This is a genomic window from Streptomyces sp. NPDC005303 (assembly GCF_040607335.1).
Taxonomy (GTDB): domain Bacteria; phylum Actinomycetota; class Actinomycetes; order Streptomycetales; family Streptomycetaceae; genus Streptomyces.
Window position 1 is genome coordinate 42,477 of record NZ_JBEXGM010000037.1, and the last position, 21,042, is coordinate 63,518.

19 protein-coding genes and 3 pseudogenes are annotated in these 21,042 nt (G+C 67.6%); 14 read left to right on the top strand and 8 right to left on the bottom strand.

The features are described 5' to 3' along the window. Window positions 1-44 precede the first annotated feature (44 nt). From ABZT93_RS34580 to ABZT93_RS34595, 4 genes are all read left to right on the top strand, one after another. The gene (locus ABZT93_RS34580; RefSeq protein ID WP_356112139.1) at window positions 45-1,169 is read left to right on the top strand and encodes an ISAs1 family transposase; all 1,125 of its coding nucleotides are present in this window, start codon (window positions 45-47) and stop codon (window positions 1,167-1,169) included. A gap of 106 nt (window positions 1,170-1,275) precedes the next feature. Further along, entirely contained in the window at window positions 1,276-1,614 is a 339-nt protein-coding gene (locus ABZT93_RS34585) for a caspase family protein (protein ID WP_356112141.1), read from the top strand. A gap of 12 nt (window positions 1,615-1,626) precedes the next feature. Then, window positions 1,627-2,172: a hypothetical protein gene (locus ABZT93_RS34590; RefSeq protein ID WP_356112143.1), complete on the top strand. Its 546-nt coding sequence runs from the start codon at window positions 1,627-1,629 to the stop codon at window positions 2,170-2,172. Further along, window positions 2,139-3,257 (top strand): hypothetical protein, encoded by a 1,119-nt coding sequence (locus ABZT93_RS34595; RefSeq protein ID WP_356112144.1) that lies wholly within the window; start codon window positions 2,139-2,141, stop codon window positions 3,255-3,257. Before ABZT93_RS34590 ends, ABZT93_RS34595 begins: the two co-directional genes overlap by 34 nt. Before the next feature lie 4 nt (window positions 3,258-3,261). Here ABZT93_RS34595 and ABZT93_RS34600 read toward each other — a convergent pair. Then, window positions 3,262-3,624 (bottom strand): annotated as a pseudogene (locus tag ABZT93_RS34600) (transposase family protein); the annotation flags it as partial. 223 nt (window positions 3,625-3,847) lie between these two features. Continuing rightward, complete coding sequence (locus ABZT93_RS34605; protein WP_356112146.1) at window positions 3,848-4,438, bottom strand: TetR family transcriptional regulator; 591 nt, start codon at window positions 4,436-4,438, stop codon at window positions 3,848-3,850. A gap of 73 nt (window positions 4,439-4,511) precedes the next feature. Here ABZT93_RS34605 and ABZT93_RS34610 point away from each other — a divergent pair, with 73 nt between their 5' ends. Beyond that, complete coding sequence (locus ABZT93_RS34610) at window positions 4,512-5,336, top strand: SDR family oxidoreductase (protein WP_356112148.1); 825 nt, start codon at window positions 4,512-4,514, stop codon at window positions 5,334-5,336. A 215-nt stretch (window positions 5,337-5,551) separates the two neighbouring features. Next, the gene (locus ABZT93_RS34615) at window positions 5,552-5,749 is read left to right on the top strand and encodes an NAD(P)H-binding protein (RefSeq protein WP_356112151.1); all 198 of its coding nucleotides are present in this window, start codon (window positions 5,552-5,554) and stop codon (window positions 5,747-5,749) included. 212 nt (window positions 5,750-5,961) lie between these two features. Here ABZT93_RS34615 and ABZT93_RS34620 read toward each other — a convergent pair whose 3' ends face one another. From ABZT93_RS34620 to ABZT93_RS34640, 5 genes and pseudogenes are all read right to left on the bottom strand, one after another. Beyond that, the gene (locus ABZT93_RS34620) at window positions 5,962-6,585 is read right to left on the bottom strand and encodes a class F sortase (protein ID WP_079072870.1); all 624 of its coding nucleotides are present in this window, start codon (window positions 6,583-6,585) and stop codon (window positions 5,962-5,964) included. Between the two features lie 101 nt (window positions 6,586-6,686). After that, the gene (locus ABZT93_RS34625; protein WP_356112153.1) at window positions 6,687-7,079 is read right to left on the bottom strand and encodes a hypothetical protein; all 393 of its coding nucleotides are present in this window, start codon (window positions 7,077-7,079) and stop codon (window positions 6,687-6,689) included. Between the two features lie 123 nt (window positions 7,080-7,202). Continuing rightward, window positions 7,203-9,278: a HAMP domain-containing sensor histidine kinase gene (locus tag ABZT93_RS34630; protein WP_356112155.1), complete on the bottom strand. Its 2,076-nt coding sequence runs from the start codon at window positions 9,276-9,278 to the stop codon at window positions 7,203-7,205. Then, entirely contained in the window at window positions 9,265-10,035 is a 771-nt protein-coding gene (locus tag ABZT93_RS34635) for a response regulator transcription factor (protein ID WP_356112156.1), read from the bottom strand. Before ABZT93_RS34635 ends, ABZT93_RS34630 begins: the two co-directional genes overlap by 14 nt. Before the next feature lie 46 nt (window positions 10,036-10,081). Next, a pseudogene (locus ABZT93_RS34640) lies at window positions 10,082-10,258 on the bottom strand (glycoside hydrolase family 125 protein); the annotation flags it as partial. Window positions 10,259-10,290: 32 nt separating this feature from the next. Between ABZT93_RS34640 and ABZT93_RS34645 the strand changes: the two are divergent. Next, a pseudogene (locus tag ABZT93_RS34645) lies at window positions 10,291-10,368 on the top strand (hypothetical protein); the annotation flags it as partial. 72 nt (window positions 10,369-10,440) lie between these two features. Here the strand turns inward: ABZT93_RS34645 and ABZT93_RS34650 are convergent. Further along, complete coding sequence (locus ABZT93_RS34650) at window positions 10,441-11,277, bottom strand: endonuclease domain-containing protein (RefSeq protein ID WP_356112158.1); 837 nt, start codon at window positions 11,275-11,277, stop codon at window positions 10,441-10,443. A gap of 901 nt (window positions 11,278-12,178) precedes the next feature. Between ABZT93_RS34650 and ABZT93_RS34655 the strand changes: the two genes are divergently transcribed. The 7 genes from ABZT93_RS34655 to ABZT93_RS34685 all read left to right on the top strand — a co-directional run bounded on the left by ABZT93_RS34655 (window position 12,179) and on the right by ABZT93_RS34685 (window position 20,812). Then, complete coding sequence (locus ABZT93_RS34655; protein WP_356112160.1) at window positions 12,179-13,528, top strand: TIR domain-containing protein; 1,350 nt, start codon at window positions 12,179-12,181, stop codon at window positions 13,526-13,528. Window positions 13,529-13,604: 76 nt separating this feature from the next. Next, window positions 13,605-14,417 carry a 2-oxoglutarate and iron-dependent oxygenase domain-containing protein gene (locus tag ABZT93_RS34660; RefSeq protein ID WP_356112161.1) on the top strand — a complete coding sequence of 271 codons (813 nt, stop codon included), beginning with the start codon at window positions 13,605-13,607 and terminating at the stop codon, window positions 14,415-14,417. Between the two features lie 4 nt (window positions 14,418-14,421). Beyond that, window positions 14,422-15,462 carry an ATP-grasp domain-containing protein gene (locus tag ABZT93_RS34665; protein ID WP_356112163.1) on the top strand — a complete coding sequence of 347 codons (1,041 nt, stop codon included), beginning with the start codon at window positions 14,422-14,424 and terminating at the stop codon, window positions 15,460-15,462. After that, window positions 15,446-16,324, top strand: coding sequence for a phosphotransferase (locus ABZT93_RS34670; protein ID WP_356112165.1), 879 nt, complete (start codon window positions 15,446-15,448; stop codon window positions 16,322-16,324). The genes ABZT93_RS34665 and ABZT93_RS34670 overlap by 17 nt, the downstream gene beginning before the upstream one ends. Before the next feature lie 23 nt (window positions 16,325-16,347). Beyond that, window positions 16,348-17,292, top strand: coding sequence for an NAD-dependent epimerase/dehydratase family protein (locus ABZT93_RS34675; RefSeq protein ID WP_356112167.1), 945 nt, complete (start codon window positions 16,348-16,350; stop codon window positions 17,290-17,292). A 170-nt stretch (window positions 17,293-17,462) separates the two neighbouring features. Further along, a complete protein-coding gene (locus ABZT93_RS34680) occupies window positions 17,463-20,048 on the top strand; it encodes a TIGR01459 family HAD-type hydrolase (RefSeq protein WP_356112169.1) in 2,586 nt (861 codons plus the stop codon). A gap of 191 nt (window positions 20,049-20,239) precedes the next feature. Next, window positions 20,240-20,812, top strand: a complete 573-nt coding sequence (locus ABZT93_RS34685; RefSeq protein ID WP_356112171.1) for a hypothetical protein — start codon at window positions 20,240-20,242, stop codon at window positions 20,810-20,812. Window positions 20,813-21,042: the final 230 nt, after the last annotated feature.

Here is a 21,042-nt window from a genome sequence, read left to right on the forward strand (position 1 = left end):
GGCGTGTCCCGGGCGGGCCGCCCGCCGCGACCGCAGCGGGGTCGTTGCGTGATCAGGGTTCGTCCGGAGCGCCAGGCTGGTTCGGAGTCCTGCTGCCCGATCCGAGAGGAGTTCGCGGACGCCGTTGCCAGCTGTCCGCCCTGGTCACCGCGGCTGCGGCGAGTGTGCTGTCCGGCGCCCGGTCGCTCACCGCGATCACCGAGTGGATCAGCGACGCCCCTGCCTGGGCCTACAGGTCCCTCGGCTTCCCCCTGGACCCGCTGACCGGGACGGTGTCCGTCCCGCATCCCCATACCTTGCGCCGTCTCCTCGTCCAACTGGACGGCGACGCCCTGGACCAGGCGATCGGAGCCTTCCTCGCCGCCCGTACTACCTCAACGGGCCCCGGGCTGCGGGCGATCGCCGTTGACGGTAGGGCCCTGCGCGGCTCGCGCACCGCGACCACCTCGTACGTCACCCTGCTCGCCGCGATGGACCACGGTGGTCACGTCCTGGCCCAGCGCCAGGTCGCCGACAAGAGCAACGAGATCCCCGCCTTCCAGTCCCTGTTGGACAGCATCGACCTGACCGGCACGGCCATCACCGCCGACGCGCTGCACACCCAGCACGCCCACGGCACCCACCTCCGCACCCGGGGCGCCCACTACATCGCCCACGTCAAGGCCAACCATCCCGCCCTGTTCGACCGAATCCGCCGCCTGCCCTGGCGCGAGATTACGCTCGATCACCACGACCGCACCCGAGCTCACCACCGCCTGGAGATCCGGCGGCTGAAGACCGTCGCCTTCGCCCACCTCGACTACCCGGACGCATGCCAGGCCCTACAAGTCGTGCGCTGGAGGAAGGACTTCACCAGTGGCAAGCCCACCATCGAACGCGTCTACCTGATCACGAGCCTGCCGCCCGGCACGGCGACCGGCCCCCAGCTCGCGGCCTGGATCAGAGGGCACTGGAAGATTGAAAATCTCCTGCACCACGTCCGCGACCGCACCTTCCACGAGGACGACTCCATGATCCACGTCGGTCGCCTCCCACGCATCATGGCTGGCCTGCGCAACCTTGCCATAAGCGTCCACCGTCAGGACGGTCGCACCAACATCGCCGCCGCCCTCCGCTACACCGCCCGCGACTGCCGCAGATCCCTGACCGCCCTCGGCCTCACCGGATGAATCCGGACGAATCTCGATCATGCAAGGGACCCTGTCGGCACTCGCTGGGCAGTACCGCATCACGTCGCCAGGATCGCTGGTGAGCCCTCATCGAGACGGACGGGCGATGACTGACCGGGAGCGGCAGGCACTCATCGTGGTGACCAGCGCGTACGACGACCCCGAGCTCGGCGCGCTGCGGGCACCGACGGACGACGCCGAGGCGCTTGCGGAGGTCCTCGGCGATCCGGACATCGGGGGTTTCGAGGCGGAGGTGCTCACCGACCCTGACTCCCAGCGGCTGCGCATGAAGGTCGAGGACTTCTTCGCGGGACGCGAGACCCATCACACTCTGCTGCTTCACTTTTCGTGCCGCGGGGTGAAGAACGCGGCCGGCAAGCTGTTCCTCGCGACTACCGACACCCGACGCAACCGGCTCGCCTCCACGGCGGTGCCAGCCGAGTAAGTGAGCGGCACGATGCTGGAGAGCCGCGCCCAGCGGGCGGTCGTCCTGCTCGACTGCTGTTACGCGGGGGCCTTCGAGCGGGGCATGTTCGCCCGGGGTGATACGGACGCCCATGTGCAGGAGAGTTTCCAGGGCCTGGAGCGGACGGGCGGGCGGCGGGGCCGCGCCGTGTTCACTGCGTCGAGCGCCGTCCAATACGCCTTCGAGGAGGACCGCCCGGTGACCGGAGCGGACCCGCCCGGGGGACGCCGACCATCGCTGTTCACCGACTCGCTGGTGAAGGGCCTGCGCTCCGGCGACGCCGACCGGGACAGCGACGGCGAGATCGGCATGTCCGAACTGGCCGACTACGTCTCCGACCGTCTGGCGGAGCTGACGCCCCACCAGACACCTCAGCTGTGGCTGTTCGGCGCCCACGGCGGCGACGTCACCATTGCCCGTACCAGGCCCAGGGCCCCGACCGCCGTCCCGCTGCCCGACCGGCTGGGCAGTGCAGTGCACGCGGCGGGTCGCGAGGAGCGACTGTGGGCGATGGAGGACCTGGGCAGCTCCTGCTAGCGGGCGACGACGTGGGACTTGCCCTGTCGGCCCATACGGCCCTCGCCGGTCTGACCCACGACGACAGCCGCCGGGTCTCGCAGGCCGCCGAACGAGCCCTTCACACGGCGCACCCCCGGAGCGCGGCGGACTTCGTCGACCTGGGCACGGTCACTGCGGGCACGCCGGGTCCGCAGACCCTACTCACTCTGGAGGGCCCGCCGATCGTCCATGCCACCGTGGAGGCGGCGTCCGGGGCGCTCTGGCTGCGGGCGACCTGCGTGGCGGAAGGGGTTCAGGTGAGCGCGGAGGTGGCTGAACCAGGTCACTACGAGGCCGACGTGCTGGTGCGCACGGCGACGGGCGAACTGCCGGTGCACGTGGGCGTGGACGCGGTGCCGGCCCGCCGTCCGCGCTGGCGGGCGCAACGACCGGTGGCCCGGCCAGTGCGGGCGACGCCGGTCCGGGAGCCTTCGGTGCGAAAGACGCCGGTGCGGGCCCCGGCACCGCCGCCCGCGCCCGGCACCGCAACAGAGGAGCCGAGGCAGCGCCGTAACGCCTTCCGCGTCCTGCTCGACCCGCTGCCGCCTAGGCCCAAGACCTCGGAGCGGGAGCCACCAGAGTCGACGGCCCCGGCACCGGCGGCCGCCGCTGAGGCGCCGCCAGGAAGGGCCCGTGCCGCGTGGCCGGGTGCCGCTCTCCTGTGCTCCGCGTTCGTCCTAGCTCTGCTCGCGCTGGTCACCCCGATATTTACGACCGAGTACACCTCGATATTCGCGCACACCTTCGTGAACGCGCTGGGCAGGCTGGTCTTGATTGCGCTCTGCGCGGGCCTCGCCACGACCAGCGTGCTCGGAGCGCTCACCCTGCTCGGCTCCGCGCTCCCATCCCGGACGCCGGTGCTCGGCTGGCTCGCCTGTGTGACAGCGGCGACCATGGCGGGCGCAGGCTTCGTCTACAGCGAACTCAGCGAGTACGGCGACTACCTGACGCCGGGCGTGGGGGCGGTGGCACTCACGCTCACCTGGATCGTCGAGCTGTGGTGCTGTGTCGCCCTCTGGCGTCGCAGGCAACCCGCGTCGCCGACGCCGCCTCGCCGAGGTTAAAGCAGCCGGAGTAGAAGGGCCGGTCGGCGGCGATCCGGTCGATCGGCAGCAGCGTTCCGTCCAGGATCAGGTATGCCTTCATCGATGCGGCCCGTACTGCTTCGGCGAGCGTGGGGGCGAGTGCGGCCAGGAGTTCGACGGCCTCGGAAAGGTATCGGTAGGCGGTGGTGGTGCCGATCCCGAAACCGGCCGCGAGATGGGCGTAGGGCTGGCCGTTGCCCAGGTGGGTGAGGGTGAGCAGGGCCTGCCGCCCCGCGCTCAAGCGGCGCCGTCGAGTGCCGAGAGCGCGACGGTGTTCCCTCAGGCGGGCAGCGAGGAAGCGCAGGGCAGAGCTGCACCCGTCGACGCCGGACGGGTAGACAAGCATGTGAAGCCTCTGGTGGAGACGGTTCTCTTGGTCGAAAACCCATCTACCTGGGGCTTCATCCGTTTGTCAGGCCAACTGCCCAGCCCGCACAGGAGGTTGGAAAAGGCTCACTATCCGCGGGCTCAGGCGACCTGGGCGATCAAGGCCAGCGGCAAGGTGCCAGTAGGTGGTCCTGGCCCTGGTCCCCACGCTGGCGAGCGTGGTGGAGTTGGACGCGGCCGGTTCAGGTGGGGCGGCGGACGGCCTGTACGGCGGTGTCGTAGAGGTCGAACATCTCGGTCTGTCCGCCCAGGCGTACCCATTCCTCGTTGGCTGCCTGCAGGCAGATGATCGCTGCGGCTGCGATCGCGCGGGCTTGCAGGGTGCGGCGGTCGGAGTCGGGCAGCCGCGGCTCGATCAGCGGTGCGAACAGATCTTGCCAGCGGGCTTGCTTCTCGGCGTGTCCGGCGCGGAGGGAATCGTTGCCGAACAGCAGCGTGATGAACTCCAGACGCCCTTCGACTGTCATGTCGATCTCCTCGAGCGCCTGGAACGCCGCGCGCAGCGCCGTCCAGGCATCCTCGTCGGCCGGGCGCTCGGCGAGGCGCGCGGCGATCAGTTCGCCCTGTTCGTCCAGGCCGCTGAGCGCGAGGTCTTCCTTGTTGCGGAAGTAATTGAACAGGGTCCGCCGGGAGACGCCCGCGGCTGCGGCGACCTCATCGAGGGTCGTGTCGTCGAAGCCCTTGGCGGCGAACAGCTCGATAGCCGTCCGCGCCAGCAGTGATCGGACCACGGAGCGGGTTTGTTCCCGGATAGGGGCCGGTTTCTGAGTCATGCACCGATGGTACGTTGTTTCCTTCAGTGCATCTATTTGCACTCAGTGCAAAAGCGTGCGTAGAGTGAATGCCATGAGTGAAATCGACTACCGCCGCCAGACCGTCATCGTCACCGGCGCCAGTTCCGGCCTAGGCGCCGAATTCGCCCGCCAGCTGGCCCGCCGCGGCGCGAACCTCGTGCTGGTGGCCCGCCGGGCGGACCGGCTTGAGAGCCTGGCCGCCGAACTCACCCGCGCCCACGGCGTCACGGTGACCGCCGTCGCCCGGGACCTCGGCCTGCCCGACGCCGGCCGCACGCTGCGCGCCGAACTCGAGTCCCGCGGCATTTACGCCACCGGACTGGTCAACAACGCCGGCTTCGGCACCCACGACGCGTTCACCGACGAGGATCCCGACCGCCTGCAAAGCATGATCGCGCTGAACGTCAGCGCGCTGGTCGACCTCAGCCGCGCCTACATCGACCCGCTGTCCTCCGCCGACACCGGCGTCTTGATCAACGTCGCAAGCCTGCTGGGCTTCCAGCCGACTCCCTACCTGAGCGTCTACGGCGCCACCAAGGCCTTCGTCCTCAGCTTCACCGAATCGCTGTGGGAGGAGACCCGCGGCACCGGCCTGCGCGTCCTGGCCGTGTGCCCCGGCGCCACCCGGACCGAGTTCTACGACGTCGCCGGCAGCCAGTCCGCCGACTACGGCACGAAGCGGGCCGCCCCCGAGCAGGTCGTGACGATTGCCCTCGACACGCTCGACCGCCGATCCGCGCCCCCGTCGGTGATCACCAACGGCCGGTCGCTCGCCCTCGCCGGCAAGCTCCTGCCGCGCCGCTCGATGGTCCGGCTCATGGGCTGGATGGCCCGCCGCCAGCGCCCGCAGCACTCCGTCGCCGGCACAAACAGCTAAGAACGCCGTCATGACCGTCACCGACGTCACCAGACAGCCCACCGACGCGGAGCGCTTCAATCACATCCTCCAAGCTCAGCGCGCCGCCTACCTCCGCGACGGAGCGCCCTGCCTGGTGCTCAGCCCGAGCGGCGACATCGAGCACCAAAACGCACTACCACCCATGCAGCGGCCAGGGCCTGGCCGAGGCGAACACCTCCGCAGGGAAGCCACCGATGGCTGATCACACCCTCGTTCTCGTCACCGGCGCAGACGGCATGGGCCGCCTCGTCACCGAGCGGCTGTGCGCGCAGAGCGTGCCGGTCCGCGTCCTGATCCGCCGCGAGGACGACCGCGCGGCCGAGGTGCGGGCATGGGGCGCCGAGGTCGTCACCGGGGACCTGACCCGGCCCGAGACGATGGCGGCCTCTTGAAGGACGGCGTCGCCGCGCATCCACATCGCCCGGCGGTGGTCGCTGGCGGTGCAGGCGAGAGCGGTGACGGCCTCCAGGCAGTCGCGGCGGTTCGCCTCGCCGTGGCTGACGCGTACCGACCGTTCGGCGGCGCGCTCCTGGAACCGGCCGCTGACGATCGAGCCGCGGACGTTACTCGTGACGACAGGGCGAAACGGACACGCCTACGGCCCTCAGCTCGCTGTCGCGTACACGATGAGGTTGTCGACAGGGTGCCCCTGCGCGTCGAAGTCGCCGTCGCACGTGATGAGCCGTAGAGCACGTTCCTGGGTCGGCCCGTAGACCTTCTCCGTCGGGAAGGCGTTCTTGGCGACGCTCTCCGTGGCCGTGACGGTGAAGTGTAGGGCTTTTCCCGTCTTGTCGGTGACGGTGATGTCCGCACCCTCCTTGATCTTCTTCAGGTCGTGGAAGACGGCCTCGCCGAAGCGGGTGTCGTTGTGGCCGATGATGACGGCCGCGCCGATCTCACCGGGCACCGCACCGCCCGTGTACCAGCCCGCGGTCATCCCCTCCTCGGCCGGCGGGACCTGGACCGTCCGGTCCGTGTTGAGGCCCAACTCCATCAGCGAACTGGTGATCCCAACGGAGGGAACGGCCACCTCGGCAGGGGCCGCCGGAGCGTCGGCCGCAGGCCGCTCGGACTTCGGAGCGCCCGACGCGGCGGCGGGGGCGGTGGGGGCGACCCGGACCGTCGGGTCGGGGCCGGACGAACAGCCGGTGAGCAGGGTGACGAGGGTCAACAGGGTGAGGGTCGCGAGGCGGGCCCGGGACAGGGCCGGACGGTGTGCAGGGGGCAACTCGGGCTCCAGAACAGGGTGCGAGGGTTCGCCGGAACGCACAGGGCGCCGCCTGGTGAAGGGCGGCGCCACCGTTTCGTACGAGAGGTCGCGCTGCCGGGTCAGCCTTCGCGGCGGGCGGTGGTGCGGCGGCGCAGTACGTAGGTGCCGGCGCCCGCGAGCAGCAGCGCGCCGGTGGCCGAACCGATGAGCGTGCCGGTGTTGTCGTCCTGGGCGGGGGCCTCGCCCGCGGCGACACCGCCACGCGGGTAGTCCTTGCCTCCGGCCTTCTGGGCTTCGGCGGCCTTGCGGGCCCTGTCCTCCTTGAGCGTCCTGGCGTCCTCGGCCTTCTTCCTCGCCAGGGCCTCCTTGTCGCCCGGGGTCGAGTCGGTCGCGCCCGGCGTCGGAGTCGGGGCGGTGGCGAAGGCCGCGGTAGCCGGGACGAGCAGCGCGCCGGCCGCGACGCCGGTCAGGACAGCGATACGCAGCGGGCGCAGGGTGAGACGGCGGGACATGTGAGGGCTCCAGTTCCAGCCCGGCTTGGTCGTTCCTGGTTGCCGATCCGCACCAGGTTCCGGGCATGGCTTCACCCTGACGGCCACTTGTGAGGAAACTGTCAGAGCGCTGTCGTCATCCCATCAGGGTCGACCGGTGCCCTCCGGCTTCCGTGCCTCGGCTGTCGGCAGCCGCAGGGTGAAGGTGGCCCCTTCCCCCTCCGTGCTCGCCACGTCCACCGTGCCGCCGTGGGCCTCGGCGAGCTTGAGGACGATCGCCAGGCCGAGGCCGCTGCCGCCGGTGCTGCGATTGCGGGACTTCTCCGCCCGCCAGAAACGGTCGAACACGTACGGGAGGTCGCCCGCCGGAATGCCACTGCCGGTGTCGGACACCTCCACGGCGAGCTCGTCTCCCGGGTCGGTGACGTACCGGCGCAGGGTCACCGTGCCGCCGGCCGGGGTGTGGCGCACCGCGTTGGAGAGCAGGTTGCTGACGGTCTGCCGCAGCCGTACGGGGTCGGCGTCGAGGAGCGGTGGGTGAGGGGTGCCTGGCGGCGGTGTCAGGACCGTGAGGATGACGCCCGCCGTCTCGGCCAACCCCTGGTGCGCGGCGGCGACCTGGCCGAGCAGCTCGTCGATCCGTACCGGCTTCCGGTGCAGCCGAAGGGCGCCCGCGTCGGCCGCGCCCAGGTCCTGGAGGTCGCTGATGAGGTGCTGGAGCTGCACCGCCTCCTCCAGGAGCGAGGAGACGAACGCGGGGTCCGGCACGGCCAGTCCGTCGTGGGCCGCCTCCAGCCAGCCCCGGATGTTGCTCAGCGGCGTCCGTAGCTCATGGGCGACATCGCTGACCATCACCTTGCGCTGCTCCTCCAGGCGGGCCCGGTGCGCGGCCATGTCGTTGAAGGCCGCCGTCAGCCGTCCGATCTCATTGTCGGAGACGACGGGCACGGGCACCGGCGTCGCGTCCAGGCCCTCCCGCATGCGCTGGGCGGCGCCGGTGAGCGCGTGCAACGGGCGTACGAGCCTGGCTCCGGCGAGCACCGAGGCGCCGACGGTGAGGGCGAGGACCAGGGCGGTGACACCGGCGATGCGTGCGGTGTTGGCGCGGGAGAGGTCGAAGCCAGGCACGCCGGCGGCACCGGGGCCGTCGATGAACAGGAGTGCGGACTCGGCGACATATCCCGTGAGCTGTTCCCGGCGGGCGCTTTCGACACAGTTGGCCACGGCCCGGTCGTACGCGCTGTCGCGGATCTCGGCGGGGGCGTAGTCGAGTGCGCCGCCGGAAGCTGCTTTGCGTTCGGCCGTCGCGGCGTCCTCCGCCTTCTTGGCGGCCAGGGCCTTCGCCTCCCGATCGCTGAGGCCGTCCTCGGCGCCGGAGACCGCGTCGTCCCGCCGGTACGCGTAACTCCGGTCCCAGGACAGGTCCAGGTTCAGTTTCACGGCGGTGCGACCCTGCCGTTTCAGACAGGCGTCAGCCAGTTGGTTGAGGGCGCTCAGGGCCTTCCGCTCGGTCGCGGTGGGACCGACCGGGTAGGACGCAAAGCACTTGGCCTCCATGTCACGGTCGGTGACGCTGTCGGTCCCCCCCTCGGTCTCGTCGCTCACGAACTGGACGCGGGGCCGTCCGCCCGGGCTCTCGACGACGTCGGCGGCGATACCCATCTGGCTGAGGCACTCCACCCTCCCGGCAGCGGCCTTCCGCAGTGCGTCGTGTTCCTTCGCGGGCAGCCGGAAGGGCCCCACGGCCCGTGGATCGACGCGGTCGGCGCCGGCCTTGGCCGCGTCGGGCACCAGCACGGTGTCGACGGAGCGTGGATCCACGACCGCCGAGGCCTGCTGAGCGAGCAGATCGTCGGACGAACCGCCGCCCGCTGAGCGCGAGTCGGCCGAGTCCACGATCGGGCGTCGGCCCGGCGTGGTGAGCACGATCCGGCGCCCGGACTCCTGGGCCAGATCTCGCACCGTGGTGTCGACGCCGTCCCAGTCGGGGTGGGTGGCCGCGTAGCCGAGGAGGGTGTTGTAGATCTTCGCGTCGGACTTGAGGTTCTGCCCCTGCTCCTGGCGGATCGCGACGGAGGTCGTCTGCACGGCCAGCCAGGCAGTCGCGGCGACCGAGCACGAGGCCACCAGCGCCGTCACGGTCAACAGCCGCCCCGCCAGGCTCTTGCGCAGCGGCAGCCGGGCGGCCCCCGCCGCACCTCCCCTGTCAGGACGACGCATGGCGCACGTTCTTCGCGGGGTCCGTGAGTTTGTAGCCGACGCCGAAGACGGTGATGAGGCGGGCCGGCCGTCGTGGGGCGCGCTCGATCTTCTTGCGCAGGTTCATGACGTGCACGTCGACGGTCCGGCCGCTGATGTACTTGTCGAAGCCGTGCAGCTCGTCCAGGAGCCGTGCCCTGGTGAAGACCCGGCCGGGCTCGGCCGCCATCGCCGCGAGGATACGGAACTCACCGGGCGTGCACTCGACGGGCGTCCCGGCGACCGACACCTCGTGCCGCGAGGGATCGACCCTGAGCGCGCCGACCGTCAACACCCCGTCGTCCGGGGCCGCTTCCGGCTCCGAGGCGGGAGCGGGGGCGGGTACGGTCGCCGGAGCCGGGCCGGGGTCGCGCCGGTTACGGCGAAGCAACGTCCTTACCCGGGCGGTGAGTTCACGCGGACTGAACGGCTTGGTCATGTAGTCGTCGGCGCCGAGGTCGAGGCCGAGCAGCAGATCATCCTCGGTGCTGCGGGCCGTCAGCATCAGCACCGGCACCTCCCGGCGTTCGGCGCGCAGGATCCGTACGACGTCGAGACCGTCGGCCCCGGGCATCATCACGTCGAGGACGACCAGGTCGGGTTCCTGGTACCGGACCGTCTCGAGAGCCGTCCGGCCGTCCTCGACGACCGTGACGGCGTGACCCTCGTGCTCCAGGTAGCGGCACACCAGTTCGGCCTGCTTCGCGTCGTCTTCGGCGACCACAATGTTTGCGCACACGCCGCAGATCGTAGCGACCGCCGGCGCCGGGAGGTCGGAAGTGTCCTTACCGTGAGGGCGGTTCGGTGGTGGACAGGCGAGGGTGCCGGGCTGCCGTCGAGCGTTCCGTGACGTCGAGGAGCAGCTCGGCGAAGAGGGCGTCGCCCCACCCGAACCACGGGCGGGTGAAGGTCGCGGGGTCGTCGACGTGGAAGCTCTCGTGCATGGAGCCGGTGCCCCCGTCACGCCGACCCGAGACGGCAAGCCCAGCACCGTCACCGGACCGACAACGCAACCTGGACCTACACCTACGACCTGTTCGGCCGCACCGTGAAGACCGTAGACCCGGACAAGGCCACCACGATCACCAGGTATACGGAGCTGGACCAGCCGCGCTCCGCATCGGTACGGCGTTGCTCAGGTCTCTCACGCCTTCAGGTAGTCGATCATCCTGCTGAGCGTGTCAGTGTTGTCCTTGACCTTGCCAAGCGCGATGTTGCAGTCCATGCAGAGCAGCCCGCGGTGATGCCCGCGGGCATGGCAGTGATCGACGTTGGCGTCGCCCATCCGGAAGTTGGCGGGGTCGACCTTGCTGAAGGGGGCCAGGCATGTGGCGCAGGCATTGTCCTGGTCCTTGAGTATCTGGGCGATGTCCCCGAACGTCAGGCCATAGGCCTTCTTCAGGTTGCCCTTCGCGTTCTTGATCCGGACGCATTCGTTGCATATGCGGCCCTCACCGCGGTTCTTGAAGCCGAACAAGGCGTACGCGTGGCCTGATCGGCACTGCGTATCGCCCTGGCGATAAGGCTTGTACGGCACCGTCTCCGGGTCTATCCCGCGTGAACGCAACTTCGAGCCGCGCGTGCAGCGCCGGCAGCTCCGGGCGCCTGTCCTCGGGTTTACGTAGGCGATGTTGTCGTTGCCGAACTCATGCCCGTTTGCGCACCTGTCGGCCAGAGTGGCGTTGCCGGTAGCCCGATCACTTCTGGCCTTCACGAAGGCTCGGCTTCCCAGGTTCCGCCACAAGGCTGCGTGCTCGTGATGGACGCACAACAAAGCGTTCTCGCAGTTGCGTGTGACTGTCTGTCCCGAGGTGAGCGGCGTGCCGGAGTGGTGCTCGAACACCCAGCGCTGAACGTAGACGAGCGGGTTCTCGCCTGCCGCGTAGCGGTCACCGTCGTAGTACAGCGGGCGGCCGTCTTTGTCCGTCATCCCCTTCCAGACCAGGCATCCCGAGTCCGTGCGCTCTACGGTCTGCAGCACCACCTCGATGCTGATCGGGGGTCGGGGGCCGCCCCTCTCAAAGGTTCCGTGCTTCCGGAAGTAGCGGTAGCAGGCTTGGCACCTCGTGCCGCCCATCCGCGTCGCGGGCTTTCCGTCACCGGAGGCGCACAGCTTTGACATGGTGAGGATCAGAGCACAAGATCACGTCCGAGAGCAAGCCAAAGACTGCTAACCGGACATGAAGTCCCCATAGGACATACCGTGCCGAGGTTGAGGCCCGAGGGCCCCAGCTCCGGGCTCCCGGACGGGACGACCAGGCGCCTGGAGCGCTCAACCTGCCAGCTGCAGCGCTCAGTCACACACCAGCGCCCAGGCATGGTTTGCGTACGGGCGGCCTTCGGTGTGGGGGACGCGCCCGGTGGAATGCCGCACTGGAGGCGCTGGCCGCGGCTGACACCCCTGAAATCCGCCCCCAGGACGGCGGTTGGGCCCGAAGGAGCCGCCTGGATGACCAACGTCAGGGCGGAGCAGGCGGAGATGGCCTCGCGCCCGCTGAGGGTCCGGACAGGAGCGGCCTTGACGCGGCCTCCGCTCGGTTCTTCGCTCCCTTGGCCTAGCGAACCAACTCCCGCTGGAGGGTTTGGGTTTGTTCTCCGCCTTGCGTAGGTAGCGCGGACCGTCGATCTTGCCTTCCGTCGGACGGGACGGCGAACGCCGAGGGCTGGAATCGATACCATCAACGGTGTCCAGGCAAGGCAGAATCCCGGTTCGGTGTCCACGACAGAGTCGATTCCGCCCAACTTGAAGCGTCAAGGTCCCATCTGAGCGAGAGTGGGATACGCTCGACCTGCGGGGGGCGGCGGGACGCGTTAGATCATGAAGGATCCGGAGATCACGCTGCTACCTATGTCCTATAGGTCGATCGTCCGGAGAAGCCTTCGTGCGGATCTTCTTAAGTCACACCACGCGAAACAAGCCGCTCGTTCGTGAAGTGCGCAGCGGCCTGCCCGAGCACATCAATGCATGGATCGATGAGAAGGATCTTCTGGCCGGTGACTCCATCCAGAACATGATCCGCAATGCCATTCAGACCGACACGGATTTCCTGGTCGTTTTCGTCGACGACTCCGTGCCCAAGTCGACATGGGTGGCCAAGGAACTCGAATGGGCGCGAGCCGAGGAAAACAGGCTGGGACGTCCCTTCATCATCCCGATCATCATCGAGGACGCAGAGCTCGGTGACCTCGACTGGCTGCGCGAACGCCTCTTCTTGCGCTGCCACGGCTACACCGAGGCCGACACCAACCGTCTTGCCAACGAACTCTCCTCTGCGCTGTTTGGCTGGCTCAGCCGGGACATCGAACGTCTTCGGCGGCCGCCCGAGCCGGATGCCAACGACCTGGCCCTGCTCGGCCGCGCAGACGAACTGCTCCAGGCGACGGCCCAGCGGGTGCGCGCCGTCGTGCTCCCGCATCGCAAGTCCAACCCGATGCAACTAGGTATGCTGTTCGACCGGCTTGTCTCCACTGGTCAGGTTCCGCTGTCGTCTCCCAAGGACCTGCACGACATCCTCTTCCGGCTGCGTGAGCGCAAGTTGCTCTCGGGAGTGACCATCGCCGGGGGCCGCATCTACGTGGAGGAGGAGCACCTGAGCTGGCGGCTGCAGGAGTCCCTCGCCGCCAAGCAGGCGATCGCCGAGTTCGCCACCAACTTCATCGTCGACGGCAACGTAGTGTTCGTGGACGGCGGATCCACCGCGCTGCACGTGTGCAAGAACATCTGTCGCAACCTGCAGTTCCATGCCTGGGAGTCGCTGACCATCGTCACCAACTCTCCTCCAGTGGCGGCAGAGTTCGCGCTCCTGGCCAACGAACTCGGGTTGGACGACTATGACACCCGGCTCCAGGTTTTCTCGGTGGGAGGCCGGATGCGGATGAACGCGGCCACCGTGGTGGCGCTGGACGGCGCCGAGAGCACCATTCCCGCACTTGCCGAACACCTGGGTGGCTTCGACATTGCGCTGTGCGGGACCAACGGAATTCACTGGCCCGGCGGATGTACCACCACCTCGGCCGCCCAGGCGCAGGGCAAACGGCTGGCTCTGGAGAACTCCAGGCGGCGCGTCATCATGGCCGACGCGTCGAAGTACGACGTGAAGCAGGAGATGATCTTCGCCGGGTTCGACATGGGCCTGGAGATCATCACCGCCCCCGGCGGAAACCGGGGCATCGTCGAAGATCTCTCATCGAAAATGGAGGGGACGGGGTCCACGATCACCCTGACTCCGTGAACCCTGCGCCTTTTGAACGGCGGCGGCGCCACGCCGCCGCTGCATCACCTCGGCCGGGAAGAAAGAGGGGGACTTCTTGACATCACGTGAAGATGAGGCTGCGGCGGAGATTCTCGCGACCGGGTTTGCATGGGTACGGTTAGAGCCGTCCGAGGCCGACCTGCTCCGGTCGGCTCTTGCCGGCGGGCGGGCGTTCTTCGCCCTCCCCGAATCGGTCAAGGCCCAGCACGTGTCGGAGGACATGAACCACGGCTACCGTCCGATGGGCCAGGAGTACTCCGTCTCTGCGGAGCGCCCGGATCTCAACGAATGCTTCGCCCTGTGGAGCGACCGCAGCGACATGGTGCCCGGCGCGGATCGTCTGGAACTGCTGCTGGAGGCATGGGCCGCCTATCGGACCATCCTCGACGACATCGTGGAGGGGGTCGTCACGCGCCTGGCCCGCCACTTCGGCGGTGCATGCGCTCCCGCCTTCCGCCGCGCGTCGTATCTGCAGATGAACAACTACTGTGCCGCCCCGGCGCAGCGAGACCTGCTGCAGGACCTCCACGAGGACGGGCACTTGGTGACGGTGCACTACGCGTCGGGCCCAGGGCTGGAGGTGCGACTCGACGGCATGATCAAGCCGTTGGAGGCCGCAGACGAGTCCGTCCTGCTGATGCCCGGCTCAGTCATGACAGGACTCACGTCCGGGGCCATCCAGCCGCTGTACCACCAGGTACGCGACCTGGCGGTACCCGACCGCGTTTCCCTCATGTACTTCGTCAACCCCTCACTCGACAAACCCGTCCACCCGTGGTCGGGCGAGCCGGACACATCGGTCGATCTGCGCGACGCCATCCGATCGCGTCCGTTGGCCTTCGGGCTGCCGCATGTCCCCGACCTCTGAGAAGATGACCGTCCTCGTCGTCACTTCGGGGGACGGGACGGGACTCAACTTCGTACGCAGCTTGAAGAGAGCCGGCGGCTACCGGCTCGTCGGCCTCGACACATCCATCGAGGACTACGTGAGCAGCGAGGCCGACGAGCGCTTCCTCGTCGCCGCCGGGCCGGCGGAACAGTTCCTGGACACGGTGAACACCATCAGTGCCCGCTGTGGCGCCGACCTCGTCTACGCAGCCGACACCAACGAATGGCTCGAGCTCCTCTCGCGGCGACGGGAGTCGGTGAATACTCCGACGTTCCTGCCTGACCACGATGATCACGTGCGGGCAGAGGACAAGTGGCATACCTACCAGTGCCTGTCCGACGCCGGGCTACCAGTGCCGGACAGTGTCCTGGTGAGGGACGGAGCAGACCTGGACCGGGCGTTGAGGAGGCACGGGGCGATCTGGCTGCGCCGGACCAGGGGATCGGGCGGTGCCGGCTCCCTCGCCACCGACGCGTCGGCACTCGCGCATGCTTGGGTGGAGAGCGCAGGTGGATGGGGCCAGTTCATGGCGGCCGAGCGCCTGTCGGCCCGCACGGCAACGTTTAGCGGCGTCTGGTTCGACGGAGAACTCGTCGCCAGCCAGTTGCGTGAGCGTACTGCCTGGAAGTATGCACACCTCGCGGTGTCCGGCGTCACCGGCATCACCAGCGGTCAGCGAACCCTCTGGGACGAGGAGTTGCACGACCTGGCAGTCCGCAGCGTCCGCCAGACCATGTCCCGGCCACATGGCGCAGTCGGCGTCGACTTCACGTACGGCCAGGACGGCGCACCCTACGTCACCGAGGTTCAGCCGGCCCGGTTCTACTCGTCGATGGAGTTCCTGGCTGCTGTCGGAATCAACCTTCCGGACCTCTACTGCCGCTTGGCAGCCGGGGCGGAATTGCCCGTCGGCCGGCCACTCATCAACCCGATCAGATCGTCCTTCTACTGGTTCAAGGCGGTCGACAAGCTGCCCGTTCTGATGACACAGCAGGAGTGGGAAGCCATTGATCGCCTGGTCTGACGTCACGGCCGCGGAGGTGGAGCGGGCCTGCGCGGAGGGCCGCCTCATCACCGCCGGGCCGCTGAACAACACGTACGCCGTCACGCTGAGGCGCCGCCCGGTGTTCATACGACATCGCGTCGTCCACGACCTCGAATACGGGCAGACGTTCGCCGCGGAGAGGTTCGTCTACGGTCTGCTCGGACCGTCCGTCAACGTCCCCCGGCTGTTGTTCTTCTGCGAAGGCGGAGAGGAGTCAGCGTACGCGGGTTTTGAATACCTGGTCGAGGAGCCGACAGACTGGTCGGCGCCCTCTTCGCTGACCGGCCTGGCGACGGTCCTGGCAGCCGTGCACGAAGTGACCGGCCAGCGCCTGGGCAATGCTGACGGAGGCGTAGGAGCAGGAACGGACGTCGTGCCGTTCCTCCGTGACCTGTTCGAGAACGAACTTCAACGGGCTCCCAGCGAGCTGCTGCGAGAAGTGGGAGACGACCGGCTGCGGGGCTGGATCGGCGAGACGGAAACGCTGTTCGAGGGGGAGCCCGTGACACTGTGCCATGGAGATGTGCGCGATGCCAATATCGTCACCGACCAAGCCGGCCGTAACTGGCTGGTGGACTGGGAAGCGGCCCGTTTCCGTGTCCCGGCTGCGGATTTCAACCAGATGCACTACGACTGGTTGACGGCCTCTCAGGAGAAGGCAGTGCTCGAACACTACATGGAACTGACCGGCCGTGACCTGAACCTCTTCGCCCGGCAGATCCGTTCCCTACGCATACTCTGGCATCTTCGTACGATGAATTTCTATCTTCTGGTTCACCGTCAGTCGTTTACTCAGCAGCACCGTCACCGCAGGCTGCTCAACGAATTGCTGCCCTGCTGACCCCGCTCTTCAAGAGGAAAAAAATGCGAATTCTCGTCCTAGGCGGAACAAATTTCATCGGCCGGCACATCGTGGAGACACTCGCCGATTCCGCACACGTCACGATCCTCAACCGCGGCACGCAGAACGTCCCCCGTGACGGAGTAACCCGACTCACCGCCGACAGGACGGACCCGGACTCGATCGCCCACGTGCTGACGCACGGGTTCGACGCCGTGGTGGACGTCTCTGGCACTGAACCCGAGCACATCACCACGACTGCGCCCCTCCTGCGCGCCCTCGGCGTCTCCCGTTACACGTTCATCAGTTCCGGCTCGGTGTACGACAGCAGAACGACGCAAGCCCCCTTTGCGGAGACGTCCACGATCACGGGCGACCCGGTCTGGGGAGAATACGGCCGGGCCAAGGTGGAATGCGAACGGCTGCTCAGGGGCTGCGGATTCGAGGAGCTGACCGTTCTCCGGCCGCCGTACGTGTACGGGCCGGGCAACAGCGAGCCCAGGGAGCAGTTTCTGTGGAGCCGGCTCCTACGGGGCAAACCGATCTTCGTACCAGGTGATGGATCCACCACCATCCAGTTCTGCCATGTCTCCTACCTGGCCGAAGTGGTGTCGGCCGCCTGCCGTGGCCTGCTCGAGCCGGACGTCTACAACGTCGGCGACGACAGCGGGATCAGCTTCGACGCCTACATCGCAAATCTGGCCCGAGCAGCAGGTGTACCGGTGTCGGGCGTATCGCACGTCCTGGATCCCACCATCCCGGCACGCGAGTACTTCCCGTTCCGCAACTACAGCATGGTGCTGCAAACCAGCAAGATCGCGGCCGCCGCTCACATGGTCGCCGGCATTCCCCTGGAGACGGGCCTCGCAACAACCTTCGACTGGTTCCGGGAGCACGATCCCCTCGCCTACGATCCGACGCCGCGTGAGAGGGAGCTGTCTGATCAATTCGACGTCACGCATTCTTGAATCCATCAGCGTTCTCGGCATACCGCAGGAATTCCACTCGGATATCGCCCGTGCCGTGCTGGCCGACCTCGACAATCCTACCGAACTGCCCGAGGAGGGCCCATGGATCGATTGCCTTCATTTCCACGTCTACTCGAATTCGGTCGTGCGCAGGGCGATAGGATACGATCATGCACTGGACTCGTTCAGCTGACGTAGTCATCGTCGGCATGGGCATATCCGGAGGCCCGGTCATCGACGAAATAGTCGGGAGCCACTCGGGCTGCATCGAGATAATCGACCGCGGGGATGCCGGCGCGGACTGGCTGGGGAAGTCGTTCGACGAGCGTGTCCTGTCCCGAAGTCCGGGGCTGTCCATTCCGGTGCGGGACGACTGGGTAGAGTTCCGTGACAGCGAGGGTCGGCTGTCACGGCTGCAGAAATGGTGGTCGGCGCGACCGGCCGGCGGCGGCAACTGGCTCTGGTACGGCCAACTGTCGCGGTTCCAGGCAAGCGACCTGCGGATGCCAGCCCTCCTAAGGGACGTGCCCCGGCACACCGCCCGCGACTGGCCACTGTCCTACAACACGCTGGTCGGCCACTACCGGCCAGTGGAGGAGATGCTCCAGCCGTACGGATCGTCCTACGGAATGGCATCCACCCAGTACGCGACAGTCGAGTGCGAGACCTTCGTCGAACGGCCCGAGGCCAGCGACTTCGAGCGGCAGATGATCGACCGGCTCTCGCACACAGGCCTGCACCCCTATGTCGGACAGACGGTTCTGGGCGGGCGGGCCTACGACGTTCACCCTGTTGATCCGATGGCGCTGGGGTCGGACTGCGCCGTCCCCGGGCCGCTTCGGCTCCGGCGGACCTGGCTGGGCCTGCTCAGGGAACGCCTCGACAACGCAGCCAACGTGAGGTTGACCGGAAGAACCGTAGTGACCAGGCTCCTCACGGAGCGAGGCGACGTCCGCGGCGTCGAGACCGTCACACTCGACAAGGACGGTACAGCCGTCACCGAGCGGATCAGCGCTCCGCTCGTCGTGCTGGCATGCGGGGCACTGGAGACAACGCGGATCCTGCTGATGTCAGACCTGCCGAACCGGCACCAGCGGCTGGGAAGATCGTTCACCCTCACCCTGGAGCGGGTCGCGTACCTCCTGACCGACATCCCGCGCAGCACCCGCCAACTCGACATACGCGCCGGCCTGTTCGCCAACGTAGTGGTCAAGGACTTCTACCAACCGGCCGGGGCGAAGTCCCCAGTGAAAGGAGGAAAGTTCGCGCTCTACGACGGATACGCCGCAGAACTGCCCTACCGCCACATCCGCAACCTCGGCCTGACCGGTCGGTCCCTGGCCAAATTCCTCGACGCAGAACGAACTCACTACACCGCCAAGGTCAGCTTCAAGGGCGAATCAATACCGTGGGACGGAAAATGGGTGGAACTGGGCTCCACCCGCAACCTCTTCGGCTTGCCGGTCCCCAGAATCTGCTACACGCCACACCCCCACGACACGGCCGTGGCTGCCTTCGCTGAGCGTGTCATCCACGCATTCGCCAGGCAGCTCAATGCCACAGATCGCGTACTGCAGCCCACTCCGCAAGGACATGGACTGGTCAGCGCGCACCACCATGGGGGAGCCGTCTTCGGCACCGATCCCCGCCACGCAGTGCTGGACGCCAACGCTGAATGCTTCGAGGCGCGCGGTCTGTTCGTGGCCGACTCGTCCGTCATGCCCACCTCGGGAGCAACCAACTCCAGTCTGACCGCGATGGCATTGGCGCATCGGCTCGGAAGGTTTTTGGCGCTGCGGTCGGGCCGTCCAACGGACAACGCGGTCCCTAGCGGGGGAGACTCCGGCCGAGCCCATTCAATTCCGTCGCAACGCACCGACCACCAGAGGATGGACACGATGGACAACGCCGCCGGTGCCACCCTTCCGCCGGACGGGTCGCCGATCGCTCTAGCCGGTTTCGCCGACCTGATCGACCACTACGACGCCTTCGTATTGGATCAATGGGGAGTGCTTCACGAAGGCAACCGGCTCTTCGACGGGGTCCTGCCGTTCCTGACAGAGATGGCCCGCAGAAACAAGGAGGTGATGATCCTCACCAACTCCTCCAAGTCCTCGATCCGTAATGTCCGTCGTTTGGAGACACGTTTCGGACTGGACCGCAGCCACTATCGGGCCCTCATCAGTTCGGCGGACCTTGTACACGACTGGGTGGTCGGGACGTACCCGATCGAAAATCTGCGGACTCCCTCCACGGTCTTCGTGTGCGCGGACGAAGGAGACGAGCAACTTCTCGACGGGACAGGTGTGACGGTCGTCGACGACGTGGCACAGGCCGACGCGGTCCTGATGCTGAGCCTGCCCGTGACGGACACCCCGGACCAGCACCGGCACTGGATGACGGAGGCGGCACGGGCAGGGCTGCCGCTGGTGTGTCCCAGCAATGACCTGCACACCGTCCGCCCCAGCGGCGTGTATGGAGGGATGGCCGGGGTGATCGGCGGCTACACGGCGCTGGGCGGCGTGTGCCACAACCTCGGAAAGCCGAGCCCTCACGTATTCGCCGTCTGTGCCCGGCAGATGGCGACGGCTGACCCCAGGCGGATCCTCATGGTCGGAGACCAGGTCGCCTCCGACGTGGTGGGAGCCCAGAGCCAAGGCTGGGATACCGCCCTGGTCAAAACCGGTGCCGGGCAACTGGCTTCGGAGCTCAGCGCGGTTCGCCCCGATTACGTGATCGAGGAACTCCGCCTGTAGAGCGCCCGGGAGTACGCATCACACCGATGTCCGGAACGGCAGTGTATTGGTTCTCTTGAGCCGGATGCATGCACGACGTCGTTCAGCCGGCCCTGCTCACTCCCATCGGGCTACCGGGAGTGGTCGAGGGCCAATGGTGTGTCACGCTGACCCATCTACGATCTGATGCATCGACAGGTGCAGGGGGACATATGCGGCCGAAGCGACTGAACGTCAGGATCACCATTCCGTTCCTAGGGGAGATCGGCGGTGAGTGGGAGCCTGACGATGCCGAGCGGAGGGCTGCCTGGGAGCTCTACGTCGAACTCGTCACGCGCGTTTCCGTCGCTCCCTTAGGGGAGGACGAGGGCTCCGCACGTGAGGCACTGACCTCCATGCATGCCCTCTTCGCGACGGTCCGCGACATCCTTAAACGGTACGGACCTGATGTGGCTCCACCCGGGGCGCACAACGAGGTGTCGTTCGGAGTCCTCGCCATCACCGTGCTCAACGGGGCGATACGGCCTGTCCTCAACAAGTGGCATCCGCGGCTCACGGCCTGGGAGAACTCCGCACCAGCTGCCCGTTCCTCGGTTGAGCACGAAAATACCTGGCAGGAGATCGGCGCCCTCCGGGCGGCTCTCGAGTCGCTTCGTCAGGTTCTGCAGCAACTGGCCTATGTGCTTGGCGATGTGGCAGGCGCCGGAGACTTGATCGCGACACCCCAGAACGTCTCCGCCCTGCCGTCTCAGCCCCCCGCCCAGCAAGGATCAGTCGTCCCGTAATCGAGCAATCATCGCGCACTCGGCCCCAATATCCACGCATGGTGGAGTCGCTCCGGTCCCAGGACCGGACCGATACGGGGTTCCCCGACCACGAGCCGGGCGAGGCATCCCTCCGCGAGGGTTGCGTACCTTGGCGGACGGAGCTCCTCGGGTGCACTCCGAAAGACGGCGGCCGGGCTTGATGTAAGCCTGGTGCATCGTGGAGGAGTAGGCGGGTGACGGCTGCGGTG